This is a genomic window from Polynucleobacter alcilacus (assembly GCF_018881545.1).
GTDB lineage: Bacteria > Pseudomonadota > Gammaproteobacteria > Burkholderiales > Burkholderiaceae > Polynucleobacter > Polynucleobacter alcilacus.
The window spans coordinates 1,862,928-1,876,550 of record NZ_JACVQD010000001.1 but is presented as its reverse complement, the minus strand read 5'-3'; the positions used below and the strand labels follow the sequence as shown (position 1 = coordinate 1,876,550).

Genomic DNA, 13,623 nt, shown 5'->3' with positions numbered 1-13,623 from the left:
TTATCCTAATACCTTATTCCAATGTCTGCTCACCATTAAAACACCATGAATCGCTTCACTATCCAACTTGATGAAATCCAGGCCGCCTTCGCTGCCGAACCCAGTCCGACTCTTGAAGTGAGATTGGAGCGTATCAGTCGAATTGAACAGATGATTGCGGCCAATGAAGATAAACTCTGCAAGGTTCTGATGGCTGACTTTGGTATTCGCCATCCTATTGAAACCCGTCTTGCCGAATTCCAACTGGTCTATCAGGCTTGCAAATATACCCGCAAGCATCTGAAAGAGTGGATGAAGCCTGTACAAATGGAAACGCCTTTTTTCTTAGGATCCTCTGAAGCCTGGATGCAGAATCAATCCCTGGGCGTGATCGGCATCATGAGCCCGTGGAATTATCCAATTCAATTAGCCCTTGTTCCAGCAATTAGTGCATTTGCTGCTGGTAATCGCGTTTGGTTAAAACCCTCTGAGCGCAGTTCGCGAACTTCAGGGTTTCTAGCCGGCCTAATTCAAGAGTATTTCCATCCGAGTGAATTTTGTGTCACTACCGGTGGTCCTGATGTAGCGGAACAGTTTGCTGCCCTGGCATTTAATCACCTCTTCTTTACGGGATCAGAAGCGATTGGCAAAAAAGTGATGCGCGCTGCTGCCGAGAACCTGACCCCAGTTACTTTAGAGCTTGGTGGCAAAACCCCAGCCATCATCGACCGCTCAGCCAAACTCTCAGATGTTGCTGCTTCAATCATCTACGGCAAATTAATCAATAGTGGGCAAACTTGTATCGCACCGGATTACATCCTGGTTGAACCCAGGAATCAAGCTGAATTGATTCACGAACTACAGGCCGCTGCTCAGGCTCAATTTAGCAACCCTGAAGAGCTCACTGGCCCAATTGACGATCAGCAGCTGCAATACTGGCAACATTTAGTCAGCGATGCGGTTGAACGTGGCGCAAAAGTAATTTCCTTGTTAAACAAGCCCTCAAATGGCACGAGAAGCTTTGACCCGGTATTACTAATAGATGTTCCTCTTCAAGCTCGCGTAATGCATGAAGAAATTTTTGGGCCCATTCTGCCGATTCTGTCCATAGCGGATACCGCTGCTGCAATTCATTACATCAATAGCAAACCCAATCCCCTCGCGCTGTATTGGTTTGGTAAAGATAAAAAAGCGATGCAGCAAGTTTTAACCGAAACCCGTTCTGGCGGCGTCACGATCAATGACACCTTATTGCATGCAGGAATTGAGTCATTGCCATTTGGCGGTGTTGGCGCTAGCGGTATGGGTAGCTATCGTGGCAAAGCGGGCTTTGATACCTTTAGCCACCAAAAACCGATCCTAGAAGTACGCGGTCTCTTAGGCAGTAATTTTCTTAAGGGGACTAAACCAGCTCGCCCACCCTATGGGAAAACAGCAGAGCGCTTAATCAAGCGTCTCAGATAAAGACTAAGCGTAGTGCAAACCCAATAAATAAGAACCCTGTCATCATCCAAAGGCTTGCCGCCCAGCGAGGGTGACGCTGAAAAAAACGTGAAACGAATTGCCCGATGCAAATCAAGCTGGCCAAGTAAGTCATGCTCATGCATTGCAGAACGATCGCCAAATACAAAAATGTATGGATGGGATGTTCAAAATCAGGCTGAATAAATTGTGAGAAGAATGCAATAAAGAAAAAGATAGCTTTAGGATTCGTCAGCGATAGCGCTAGAGCTGCATACAGAGGATGCAACGCCATTAGACGAATTTGCAATGGCTTGTCTTGTGGAATTGTGTCTTGCAAAGTCCAGCGCTGCATGCCGCTTCGTACCAAACCAAAGCCCATCCAAGCTAAATACAAGGCGCCGATTGTGCTGAGGATGCCAAAGAGTATGAAAGAGGATGCCAGTAAGGATGCGGCTCCTAAAGCCACAGCAATCATCAATACGGAATCGCCAATAAAAATTCCAAGCGCACCCCAGGCTCCTGAACGCCAACCCTTCTGAGTAGTCACTGTTAAAACATAAAGCGAGTTGGGACCTGGCAATAAGATTGTCAAGATGGTCCCTAGCAAGTAAGTAGGGAAATCAACAATGCCAGCGTTTGCCGGGTTGAATAGGTCTAAAGTAAAAAATGCCATCTCGACATCATAATTAATTCGGGAAAACCCTTGTCATCATGCATTCAAGCTGTCATAATGGGAGGCTTTTTAAAGCAATTTGATTCATCGCCCCCCAGCTATATTTCAGCGTACCGTTTAGAAGTCATAAACACCGAAGTTCATAAAACGCGCTGCCGCCTGTCTGATGGTCGATGCCTTTGACCATCGCACCCCATAAAAAACAATGGGTGCAACATACGGAGACATCCCTTTGAGGGGATGTGTAATAGCATGACTTTTTCTAAAGAAACCAATCTCGAGTCGAAAGACTCAAAGCACGCTGGAACTGAGTTCCAGTCTTTCGCCCTAGCGGCCTCACTTCTTAAAAACGTTGCTGAACTCGGTTATACCGAAGCTACTGCCGTGCAGGCTGAGGTTATTCCTGCAGCCTTAGCTGGTGGTGACTTATTAGTCAGCAGCCAAACCGGTAGCGGTAAAACTGCAGCCTTTTTATTGCCTTTAATTAATCAACTGATCGAAGCTAACCCGCATAGCTCACCTGTACCCGGTCGCGCACAACCTAAAGTGTTAGTGCTCTGCCCTACTCGTGAATTAGCTCAACAGGTTACCGCCGATGCCGTGAACTTGGTTCGTGGCATGAAAGGTATCCGTATTGCAACTGTGATGGGTGGCATGCCTTACGGCAAGCAAATCCAAGCTCTGAAAGGTGCATTGTTGGTTGTTGCCACACCAGGTCGCTTACTCGACTTATGTGACAGTAAAGCAATTCGCTTGGATGATGTAAAACAACTCGTTATCGACGAAGCCGATCGCATGCTCGACATGGGATTTGCTGATGATCTCGAGGCAATTGATAAACGTTGCTCAAGTCGCAATCAAACTTTAATGTTCTCTGCAACCTTTGCACCAAAGATTATGTCTTTAGCAAATGCGTTGACTACCGATGCTAAACGTATTGAACTTGCTCATGCAGGCGATAAACATGCCAACATCGAACAGAAGTTGCATTGGGCTGACAGCACATCACACAAGCACAAGTTACTTGAGCACATTTTGGCTGATGCCAATTTGGATCAAGCAGTGGTGTTTGCAAGCACTCAGGTTGAAAGCGAAAAAATTGCTGACACCTTGCGTGCCAATGGCTACGAAGCTACTGCACTCCATGGTGCAATGCCTCAAGCTGTGCGCATGCGTCGCCTAGAGTCTCTCCGCAAAGGTCACACCAAGATTTTGGTTGCGACTGACGTAGCAGCTCGCGGTATCGATGTGCCGCGCATTAGTCACGTTATTAACTTTGGCTTGCCAATGAAACCGGAAGACTATACGCATCGTATCGGTCGTACTGGTCGCGCTGGTCGCAATGGTGTCGCAATCACTTTGGTTGAACATCGTGATCGCGCCAAGATCCGCAATATCGAGCGTTTTACACAGCAAGATATCGTTGCCTCAGTCATCGCCGGCCTTGAGCCACAAGCCAAGCCTAGCTTTGGTGGTGGTGGTGGCGGTCGCTCTGGTAGCGGTGGTGGCAATCGTTCTGGTGGTGGTGGCAATCGCTCAGGTGGTGGCGGTGGTCGTTATGGCTCAGGCGCACGTTCTGAATCGCGTTTTGGCGGTGGCGGTACTGGTGGTGAAAGCCGCACAGGCAATCATTTCGAAGCGCGTTCAACGGATTCACGCTCAGCTGATTCACGTCCTGCACGCTCAGCTGATTCACGTCCTGTGCGTTCTGCTGACTCACGCCCAGCTCGTCCCGCGGGTGGTCCACGCTTTGCTAAACCAAAGACTGGCGGCCAACGTAAAAACTTTAGCGGTAGCTAAAAATGACCCACCGCAATCGTCTCCGTTCTGCATGGAATCGAGTCGGTTCCGGTGCAATTCATCGGGCGCCACGAAAGTGGCAGCCTTGGCTAAGCGATACGGGTTCTTTAACCCAAAAGATTGAGAACATAATTGGACAAAAGCTGGAAGTTCAGGTTTTGCGAGACTGCCCTCAATCGCTGAATAGCGATGAAAGTCGCTATTTTCATTTCAAGATTCGACGTTGCAGAGTACGTGAGGTACTCTTATGCGTTAACGATATTCCCTTGGTAATGGCTCACAGCGTCATTCCAACCCTGAGCTCTAGTGGCAGTAATCACAGTATCCTGCGCCTTGGTACAAAGCCTTTAGGAGCAGTGCTCTTTGCTAAAACCCGCAAGTACTCTAAGCCCAAGTCACCCCGGGATATTGCACGACTAGATAAAAGTAGCGTCTTATGGAAAAAGTGCTCTAAGCATTTTTCTGGATTGAGCTCACCGTTATGGGCACGCCGCACCCTCTATCGCTTAAAAGGTCATCCCATTCTAGTAAATGAAATTTTCTTGCCAGTCCTACTCAATTATTCAGTTAGTTGAGAGTTAAATAGTCAGCCAAGCTAAAGTTGCTTTGACTAAGGCTTCATCACCTGGCTCGGTTGTAAATACCTCACCAAAACCAATCATCTCAGCGGCATCTGCAATATTGTGATGCGGGCATAAGGCGCTTGCGCTTTGTAAATTCTGTGGAAATTGATCTTTTACTACTTGGCCTAGATAGCGCACAGCCTCAGAGGAGGTGAGAAGCCAAAGCGATTTTGAAAAATCCATTTCACGAATTGCTTGCCAAGCAGAATTATCAATATCCAGAGGGACACGAGTGTAGGTTGAAATCGCCTCTACTCTTGCCCCCGCTTTTTTTAAGGTATCCGCTAACCAATCGCGTCCACCTTCACCCTTGAAGATCACCACTTTTTTACTTGCCCAGTTCCAGCCCAAGGTTTGTAGCTCTTGCCATAAACCCTCTGAATCCCAACTCTCGTTGTTTCCTGGAATAAAGATGGGTGTGGGCTGAGCTTCTTGACCAATACCATGATTTTGGAGGGCAAACTTGCTACTCCCACCCATCACCCCAATGGGAATAATCTGCTTAGAAAAATCTTGCCAATCACGCTCTAGCAAACGCATAACGCATTCAATGGCATTCGGACTGACAAAAATAGCCAAGTCAGCATCTGCTAATGATGTGGCAATGTGGTCGGCGAGTTGTTCGTCTGCAGCAGGAACAATAGTAAGCAGAGGCAGAGACACAATCTCTGGGAAACTGCGCTTAGACAAACCGCTGTTCTCAATGACATGACTTAATACTTCAATCAGCTGACGAGCCTGTCCACTGGGTCTGGTAACGATAATGGTTTTGGCACTCATCGCGATTGAGAATGCTTTACTTACTTCGGAGTATTTGGAATCAAATCTGCCGCACCTTGTGCCAGCAAATCTGTGGCAACGGCTAACCCTAGAGACTCTGCATCCTCAATCGATTGCACTTTGGCATTGCCAAGGGCAAGGCAGAAGGTTTTGCCATCCGCGCTAGCAACAAACGAGCGTATTTGCATTTGGCCTGCCTGATCCTGATTCCATGTGGCATAGGCTGCTAAGGGCACTTCACAAGAGCCTCCCAATTGGCGCGAGATCATGCGTTCTGCCGATACCGCAAGCAAGGTTGGTAAATCCGTTAACGGCGCAAGCCACTGCTTAATATGGGGATGATTGCTTAAGGTCTCTATTCCTAAAGCACCTTGCCCTGCTGCTGGTGTGTAGGGGTCATAGGGAAGGTATGCGCGGATGCGGCTTTCTAAACCCAAACGCTTGAGTCCTGCGGCAGCCAAAATAATCGCTTGATACTCGCCACGATCCAATTTGCTCATGCGTGTATCTAAATTGCCGCGCAATGGCTCAATTTCTAGATGAGGGAACTTTGCTCGTAGTACAGCTTCACGTCGCAAGCTGGAGGTGCCCACGATGGCACCTTTTGGTAAGTCTTCAAGACTGGCGTAATCGTTCGAGACAAAAGCATCACGGGCATCTTCTCTGGCCATCACACAAGCAAGATCAAACCCTTCTGGCATCACCATGGGGACATCTTTTAAGGAATGAACGGCTAAATCAGCACGTCCGTCCTCTAGAGCGGCTTCTAATTCTTTTACAAAAAGGCCTTTACCCCCGACTTTGGACAGGGCCATATCCAAAATCTGGTCCCCGCGGGTGGTCATCCCCAAAATCTGGACAGCGCACTCTGGATAGAGCTTTTGGAGGCAATCCCGGACGTGCTCAGCCTGCCACATGGCCAAACGACTTTCACGGGAGGCAATGACTAGGCGCTTGGGGGCTGACGGAGGGGTAGGTATGGCTGCAGAATTCTGGGTTTGGGACATAACATTTAAAATAATCAAAGACCTACCCCAATATACTGTGTTTATGAGCTCATCCAAAAATTCCTTAGCCAACAAAGCCCAAGCTTGGTCGGCCCGTTTTACAGAACCCGTTGACGAACTCGTTCAACGCTATACCGCCTCTATCGGCTTTGATCAACGCTTTGCTATGGTTGATATCGCTGGTTCCCTAGCACACGCTGAAATGCTAGCTAGTCAAAAGATCATCAGCGCCCAGGATTTGGTGGATATTCAAAAAGGAATGGCCCAGATTAAAAGCGAAATTGAGGCCGGTGAATTTAACTGGCAATTAGCGCTCGAAGATGTTCATCTCAATATTGAAGCCCGCCTTACAGAACTAGTGGGTGATGCTGGCAAACGTTTGCATACTGGCCGCTCACGTAATGATCAAGTGGCGACTGATCTACGCCTTTGGTTGCGTGGCAGCGTAGATGAGATTGCGACTACCTTACAAACTGTTCGTACTGCGCTTTTGGATTTAGCAGAAAAGCATGCTGCAACAATCATGCCGGGTCATACGCATTTGCAAGTTGCGCAACCGATTACTTTCGGCCACCATCTCATGGCTTACTTCGAAATGTTTAGCCGTGATACAAGCCGCTTGGCTGATTTACGCACACGCTTTAATCGTTTGCCCTTAGGCGCAGCTGCTTTAGCAGGTACGAGCTACCCGATTGATCGCGAGCAAGTAGCCAAGATTTTGGGCTTTGATGGTATTTGCAACAATTCTCTAGATGCAGTGTCGGATCGCGACTTTGCCATTGAGTTCTGCGCCTTTGCATCGATTCTGATGATGCATGTCTCACGCTTATCTGAAGAGCTCGTACTATGGCTAAGCCCGCGTTTTGGGTTTATTGATTTACCAGATCGCTTCTGTACTGGTAGCTCCATCATGCCGCAAAAGAAAAATCCTGACGTTCCAGAATTGGCACGCGGTAAAACGGGTCGCGTTTATGGTGATTTGATTTCTTTATTGACGCTGATGAAGAGCCAGCCACTTGCTTACAACAAAGATAATCAAGAAGACAAAGAACCCTTATTTGATGCGGTAGATACTGTTCAAGATACACTGCGTATCTTTGCTGACATGATTCCGCATATTGAAGTGAAGGCTGACATCATGAAAGCAGCGGCTGAGGAAGGCTTTGCAACCGCAACCGATTTAGCTGACTACTTGGTTAAAAAAGGTTTAGCCTTCCGTGATGCCCATGAAGCTGTGGCTCACGCTGTTAAAGCCTGTGTTGGCAGAAACTGTATGCTGACTGACTTGAGTCTTGCAGAGCTGCGCTTTGCTTGTGGTTTAGATAATCGCCCTGAACTCATGAGTGATGATGTCTTTGCTCTGCTCACCGTGGATGGCTCAGTACAATCACGCCAACATGCGGGTGGCACAGCGCCTTCTCAAGTACTGGCAGCCATTCAACGGGGTCGAGCAGATCTCTAGAGGTGCTGATGGCATGTGCCCCTTGTATCCACTTCCAATGCCAAGATGCGGTATGGATTGATTAAAGCGTGATGTCGCGATCCTGTCTGACGCAGTCAACGTAATATTCGCTGCGGCCATCGACATCCCCCTTCACTAAACCATGTATATCCGTCTCGAATCCTGGAAACTTCTCATTAAAGTCCCTAGCAAAGTACAAATAGTCCACGATTCGTTTGTTAAAGCGCTCACCCGGAATTAATAGCGGAATACCTGGCGGGTAGGGTGTGACTAGCATCGCTGTAACACGACCATCTAATTGATCAAGAGGCACACGATCAACCTCTTTATGCGCCATTTTTGCCCAAGCCTCAGAAGGCATCATGGCAGGCTCCATATCCGAGGTATACATTTCTGTAGTCATACGGGCTACGTTACGACCCTTATAGAACTCATGAATCTGCTGGCAGATATCTTTTAAGCCAACGCGCTCATAGCGGGGATGCTTAGCCACAAACTCTGGCAAAACTTTCCACAGAGGTGCATTTTTATCAAAGTGATCTTTAAACTGTTGCAATTCAGTAACCAGGGTATTCCAGCGACCCTTAGTGATACCGATGGTGAACATGATGAAGAAGGAATACAGGCCACACTTCTCAACGATCACGCCATGCTCTGCAAGATATTTAGTCACGATGCTAGCGGGGATCCCCATTGACCCGAAGTTGCCTTCGATATCTAAGCCAGGAGTGACAACCGTTGCTTTAATCGGATCAAGCATATTGAAGCCTTTGGCGAGTTTGCCAAAGTCATGCCAGCTTGCATTAGGCTCCAGCACCCAATCAGAGCGCTCACCAATACCTTCTTCAGCAAGATGATCTGGTCCCCAAACCTTAAACCACCAGTCAGTGCCAAACTTATCATCTACCTCACGCATAGCGCGTCGGAAGTCCATGGCTTCAGCGATAGATTCTTCTACCAAGGTTGTGCCACCAGGGGATTCCATCATTGCTGCAGAAACGTCGCAGGAAGCAATAATGGCGTACTGTGGGCTAGTCGAGGTATGCATTAAGTAAGCTTCATTAAAGCAATCCCGATCAAGCTTATGCTCTTCTGCATCCTGAACTAATACCTGAGAAGCCTGGGATAGACCTGCCAATAGCTTATGAGTCGATTGGGTAGCAAACATCAAACTCTTCTTGGTGCGCTGACGATCAGATCCAATCGCATGCATATCTTTGTAGAAAGGATGGAATGCAGCATGCGGCAACCAAGCTTCATCGAAATGCAGTGAGTCAACCTTGCCATCAAGCATCTCTTTAATCATCTCAACGTTGTAAACAATCCCGTCATAGGTACTCTGGGTCAGCGTCATCACACGCGGTATCACATTCTTATTCTTAATGAAGGGGTTGGCATCAATCTTTTTCTTGATATTGGCCCACTCAAACTCTTCTTTAGGAATCGGTCCAATAATGCCGAGATGATTGCGGGTTGGCATTAAGAAAATTGGGATTGCGCCCATCATGGTGATGGAGTGAATCACCGACTTATGGCAGTTACGATCGACCAAAACGACATCTCCAGGCGCTACGGTGGAGTGCCACACAATCTTGTTGGATGTGGAGGTGCCATTGGTTACAAAGAATAAATGGTCGGCATGAAAGATGCGTGCAGCATTGCGCTCGCTCTGCAACACAGGCCCAGTATGGTCCAAGAGTTGGCCTAATTCTTCGACGGCATTACAGACGTCAGCACGTAACATATTCTCACCAAAGAATTGATGGAACATACGCCCCACTGGACTCTTCAAGAAAGCCACGCCACCAGAATGCCCTGGGCAATGCCAAGAATAAGAACCTTCAGAAGCGTAATTGGTTAATGCACGGAAGAACGGTGGTGCCAAAGAATCCAGATAGACTCTGGCTTCGCGAATAATGTGGCGCGCAACAAATTCTGGGGTGTCTTCATTCATATGAATGAAACCATGCAGTTCACGCAAGATATCGTTTGGCATATGACGTGAGGTACGCGTCTCGCCATATAAAAAGATCGGAATATCTTCATTGCGCTTACGCACTTCAGTAATGAAGGCGCGCAAGTTATTCAAAGCAGGTAAGTCATGGTCTTCGGAATCAGAAACAAACTCTTCATCATCAATTGAGACAATGAAAGTAGATGCACGAGAAGCTTGTTGAGCAAAAGAAGTTAGGTCCCCGTAGCTCGTAAGCCCGATAACTTCCATGCCCTCGGTTTCGATGGCCTCGGCGAGGTCGCGAATACCAGAACCCGAAATGTTCTCGGAACGAAAGTCTTCATCAATAATGATGATTGGGAAACGAAATTTCATAACAACTCCCCTGCTATTGGATCCGATGAAGTCGGAACCCACTTCTCAAAATGAGAAAGATCCATTATCCGACCGCCATCTGACGAAACCGTGACTATATCCACAAATGGACTAAATTGAAATTGATGCACTGCCGTGAATAACTTAGGCCTTAGGCAGGGTCACGCCCCGCTGACCTTGATACTTCCCACCACGATCTTTATAAGATGTGCCGCAGATCTCATCACTTTCGAAGAAGAGTACTTGCGCACATCCCTCACCTGCATAAATTTTGGCAGGTAATGGTGTGGTGTTGGAAAACTCTAAGGTCACATAACCTTCCCACTCAGGCTCGAATGGCGTTACGTTAACAATAATTCCGCAGCGAGCATAAGTGCTCTTACCGACGCATACCGTTAGTACACTACGGGGAATCTTGAAGTACTCAACGGTTCTTGCCAAGGCAAATGAATTTGGTGGAATGATGCAAACATCCCCGCTGAAGTCTACAAAGGATTGCTCATCGAAATTCTTGGGATCAACAATCGTGCTGTTGATGTTAGTAAAGATCTTAAATTCATTGGCGCAACGAATGTCATAGCCGTAGCTTGATGTGCCATAACTTACGATTTTGTTGCCGGCGGCGTCTTCACGAACTTGCCCAGGTTCAAATGGGCTGATCATGCCTTGCTCGCCCATGCGGCGGATCCAGTGGTCAGATTTAATAGTCATGGCCGAATTGTAAAACCTTCGCCAGCTCTAGCTATCATTTATCGGCCTCTGAGCCCTAAAAATTAGCTATTTTGGCTAAAAATCACTCGCTCAGGGGCGTTATAGATCTCAAAGTGTTTTCCAGAGCAACGGGAGAGGATGGTGAGATTGGTTTTACGAGCCAACTCCAAGCCCATTAAAGTGACTCCCGAGCGAGTTAAGAGAAATGGCACTCCCATTTGGGCGCCCTTGATTACCATCTCGGATGTAAGACGCCCCGTCGTAAAGAAAATCAGGTCCCTGCCGGACTTATCTGCCAGCCACATTAAGCCAGAAATAGAGTCGACTGCGTTATGCCGCCCAACATCCTCAATAAAGTGCACTAGCTCTACGCCCTTATCCCCCACTTTTTCGAACACAGCACAGGCATGTACTGAGCCAGATTTCTTGTAAATCGAATCATGAACCCGAATCGTGTCTATCAAAGCCACAATAGCCTCTTGAGAAAGATTAGGACCATCTGGTAAACGCGTTTCTGCCATCTCTTCCATCAATCCGCCGAACATGGTTCCCTGGCCGCAACCCGTGGTGACTACCCGCTTACTGGTTAAGGCATCAATGTCCACCGTGCTACGACGGGTCTTCACGGCCGCTGAATCGGTTTCCCAATCCACTTGAATGCTTTCAATATCGTCTGCTGATTCCACTAAGCGTTGGTTGCGTAAATACCCTAAAACCAAGGCCTCCGGTGCGCTCCCCAGAGTCATGAGGGTGACCAGCTCGCGCTTATCTAAATAGATAGTTAATGGGCGCTCTCCGGGGATCTGGGTCAGCTTTTTTCTGCCCGCTTCATCCATTACCTCCACCTCATGCACCAAAGGCACAGAGGCACTAGACATCTGAATACGGGGTTTTACAGCCATGTAATGCTTTCTAAAACGGGTTTTGTGAAGACTTCAAGGTGTTTTACTTTAACCGCAGACTAAAATTACTGCTTGGGCAATAGCAGAGCCAGCATAATCCTGTATTCACTCTAATTTAACCTTCTTATTTAAGTCCGCTCTACATGAGTAGCTCCCAACGTCGCCTTCTTGTCACTTCAGCCCTGCCGTATGCCAATGGACAGATCCATATCGGGCATTTGGTGGAATATGTGCAGACAGATATTTGGGTACGATTTCAGCGGATGCGCGGTCATGAGGTCCACTATGTTGGCGCGGATGATACTCATGGCACCCCAATCATGTTGCGTGCCGAAAAAGAGGGAATTACTCCCAAAGAGTTGATTGCGAATGTTTGGAAAGAGCACAAGCGCGACTTTGACAACTTCCTCATTTCTTTTGATCACTACTACACCACCGATAGCCCTGAGAATGAAAAGCTTGCACAAAGTATTTATCTCAAGCTGCGTGATGCCGGTCTCATTGAAAAGCGTGCCATCGAGCAAGCTTATGATCCTGTTAAAGAAATGTTTCTACCAGACCGCTTTATTAAAGGCGAGTGCCCTAAGTGCGGAGCTAAAGATCAATATGGTGACAACTGTGAAAAATGTGGTGCCACCTACTCCCCTACTGACCTCAAGAATCCGCTCTCGGTAGTCAGCGGCGCAACACCGATCAAAAAAGTATCGGATCACTATTTCTTTAAGTTATCAGATCCTCGTTGTGAGAATTTCTTGCGAGAGTGGACCCAAGTTAAAACGCCACTGCAGCCAGAAGCCCGCAACAAAATGAAAGAATGGGTTGGTCAGCCTGGGGAAAGTAAATTGGGTGACTGGGATATCTCTCGTGACGCCCCGTATTTCGGCTTTGAAATCCCTGATGCGCCAGGCAAGTACTTCTACGTCTGGCTTGACGCCCCGATTGGTTACTACGCCAGCTTCCTCAATTACTGTGAGGCTAAAGGTATTAACTTTGATGAGTGGGTCAAACCTGACACGACTACTGAGCAATACCATTTCATTGGCAAAGATATTTTATATTTCCACACCCTATTCTGGCCAGCAACACTTCAGTTTGCGGGCTATCGCACTCCCACCAACGTTTTTGCTCACGGCTTCTTAACGGTCGATGGCGAGAAGATGAGTAAATCCCGTGGTACTTTAATCTCCGCTAATAGCGTGATCGAATGCGGTTTTAATCCTGAGTGGTTCCGTTATTACTTTGCAACCAAACTCAATGACAGCATGGAAGATTTGGATTTAAATCTGCAAGATTTTGTGGCGCGAGTAAATAGTGACCTATTGGGTAAGTACATCAATATTGCAAGTCGTAGTGCTGGCTTCTTGGTGAAACGCTTTGGTGGCGTAGTTTCTGATGCAGCCATGAATCATGTACTGCTTCAAGAGATTGCTGCAGCGAGTGAAAAAATTGCAGAGCTGTATGAAGGGCGCGAATATGCAAAAGCATTACGAACCATCATGGAGCTCGCCGATAAGGTCAATGGCTTCGTTGATGAAAACAAACCTTGGGAAATCGCCAAAGATCCAGCACGAGAAGCAGACTTGCAAAGTGTCTGCTCCGTTACCTTAGAAGCTTTTCGGATGCTTAGCCTTTACCTCAAGCCAGTCATTCCCCAAGTCGCCGCTGGAGTAGAAGAATTTTTCTGCCTGCCACCGCTTTCCTGGGCTGATATCAACACCCCACTATCCAGTAAGAACCCAATTCAGACCTACAAGCACTTGATGACCCGTGTGGAAGCCCCTCAAATTGAGGCTTTGCTAGCTGCAAACTTATAAAAAAGCCCTTAAAAAGACCCTATAATGGCGTTTGTAGTCCCCAGATGACTTTTGGAAATAAGTACCATAAGTCATTGAA

The 13,623-nt window shown here is 47.4% G+C and carries 10 protein-coding genes and 1 pseudogene; 5 read left to right on the top strand and 6 right to left on the bottom strand.

Annotated elements, in window-relative coordinates; all coding sequences use genetic code 11:
- The first annotated feature begins 45 nt into the window (after nt 1-45).
- Entirely contained in the window at nt 46-1,443 is a 1,398-nt protein-coding gene (locus ICN45_RS09650) for a coniferyl aldehyde dehydrogenase (protein WP_216175444.1), read from the top strand.
- Here ICN45_RS09650 and leuE read toward each other — a convergent pair.
- Entirely contained in the window at nt 1,436-2,116 is a 681-nt protein-coding gene (gene leuE / locus ICN45_RS09645; RefSeq protein WP_216175443.1) for a leucine efflux protein LeuE, read from the bottom strand. The genes ICN45_RS09650 and leuE overlap by 8 nt on opposite strands.
- 252 nt (nt 2,117-2,368) lie before the next feature.
- Between leuE and ICN45_RS09640 the strand changes: the two genes are divergently transcribed.
- Both ICN45_RS09640 and ICN45_RS09635 read left to right on the top strand, forming a co-directional pair.
- On the top strand, nt 2,369-3,916 hold the full coding sequence (locus ICN45_RS09640) for a DEAD/DEAH box helicase (protein WP_216175442.1): 1,548 nt from the start codon (nt 2,369-2,371) through the stop codon (nt 3,914-3,916).
- Between the two features lie 2 nt (nt 3,917-3,918).
- Nucleotides 3,919-4,491 carry a chorismate--pyruvate lyase family protein gene (locus ICN45_RS09635; RefSeq protein WP_216175441.1) on the top strand — a complete coding sequence of 191 codons (573 nt, stop codon included), beginning with the start codon at nt 3,919-3,921 and terminating at the stop codon, nt 4,489-4,491.
- Between the two features lie 3 nt (nt 4,492-4,494).
- Here ICN45_RS09635 and ICN45_RS09630 read toward each other — a convergent pair whose 3' ends face one another.
- The gene (locus ICN45_RS09630; protein ID WP_216175440.1) at nt 4,495-5,319 is read right to left on the bottom strand and encodes a uroporphyrinogen-III synthase; all 825 of its coding nucleotides are present in this window, start codon (nt 5,317-5,319) and stop codon (nt 4,495-4,497) included.
- A 20-nt stretch (nt 5,320-5,339) separates the two neighbouring features.
- A complete protein-coding gene (gene hemC, locus ICN45_RS09625) occupies nt 5,340-6,326 on the bottom strand; it encodes a hydroxymethylbilane synthase (RefSeq protein WP_216175439.1) in 987 nt (328 codons plus the stop codon).
- Between the two features lie 43 nt (nt 6,327-6,369).
- Here hemC and argH point away from each other — a divergent pair, with 43 nt between their 5' ends.
- On the top strand, nt 6,370-7,788 hold the full coding sequence (argH, locus tag ICN45_RS09620; protein ID WP_216175438.1) for an argininosuccinate lyase: 1,419 nt from the start codon (nt 6,370-6,372) through the stop codon (nt 7,786-7,788).
- Between the two features lie 61 nt (nt 7,789-7,849).
- Here argH and ICN45_RS09615 read toward each other — a convergent pair whose 3' ends face one another.
- From ICN45_RS09615 to ICN45_RS09605, 3 genes are all read right to left on the bottom strand, one after another.
- The gene (locus ICN45_RS09615) at nt 7,850-10,117 is read right to left on the bottom strand and encodes an arginine/lysine/ornithine decarboxylase (protein WP_216175437.1); all 2,268 of its coding nucleotides are present in this window, start codon (nt 10,115-10,117) and stop codon (nt 7,850-7,852) included.
- A gap of 144 nt (nt 10,118-10,261) precedes the next feature.
- Entirely contained in the window at nt 10,262-10,828 is a 567-nt protein-coding gene (gene dcd, locus ICN45_RS09610) for a dCTP deaminase (RefSeq protein ID WP_216175436.1), read from the bottom strand.
- A 62-nt stretch (nt 10,829-10,890) separates the two neighbouring features.
- The gene (locus tag ICN45_RS09605) at nt 10,891-11,730 is read right to left on the bottom strand and encodes a formate dehydrogenase accessory sulfurtransferase FdhD (RefSeq protein WP_216175435.1); all 840 of its coding nucleotides are present in this window, start codon (nt 11,728-11,730) and stop codon (nt 10,891-10,893) included.
- 143 nt (nt 11,731-11,873) lie between these two features.
- Between ICN45_RS09605 and metG the strand changes: the two are divergent.
- A pseudogene (gene metG / locus ICN45_RS09600) lies at nt 11,874-13,538 on the top strand (methionine--tRNA ligase); the annotation flags it as partial.
- Nucleotides 13,539-13,623: the final 85 nt, after the last annotated feature.

Coding starts and splice junctions, on each gene's coding strand:
- ICN45_RS09650 (WP_216175444.1), top strand. CDS start 46: ATGAATCGCTTCACTATCCAACTTGATGAAATCCAGGCCGCCTTCGCT.
- leuE (WP_216175443.1), bottom strand. CDS start 2,116: ATGGCATTTTTTACTTTAGACCTATTCAACCCGGCAAACGCTGGCATT.
- ICN45_RS09640 (WP_216175442.1), top strand. CDS start 2,369: ATGACTTTTTCTAAAGAAACCAATCTCGAGTCGAAAGACTCAAAGCAC.
- ICN45_RS09635 (WP_216175441.1), top strand. CDS start 3,919: ATGACCCACCGCAATCGTCTCCGTTCTGCATGGAATCGAGTCGGTTCC.
- ICN45_RS09630 (WP_216175440.1), bottom strand. CDS start 5,319: ATGAGTGCCAAAACCATTATCGTTACCAGACCCAGTGGACAGGCTCGT.
- hemC (WP_216175439.1), bottom strand. CDS start 6,326: ATGTCCCAAACCCAGAATTCTGCAGCCATACCTACCCCTCCGTCAGCC.
- argH (WP_216175438.1), top strand. CDS start 6,370: ATGAGCTCATCCAAAAATTCCTTAGCCAACAAAGCCCAAGCTTGGTCG.
- ICN45_RS09615 (WP_216175437.1), bottom strand. CDS start 10,117: ATGAAATTTCGTTTCCCAATCATCATTATTGATGAAGACTTTCGTTCC.
- dcd (WP_216175436.1), bottom strand. CDS start 10,828: ATGACTATTAAATCTGACCACTGGATCCGCCGCATGGGCGAGCAAGGC.
- ICN45_RS09605 (WP_216175435.1), bottom strand. CDS start 11,730: ATGGCTGTAAAACCCCGTATTCAGATGTCTAGTGCCTCTGTGCCTTTG.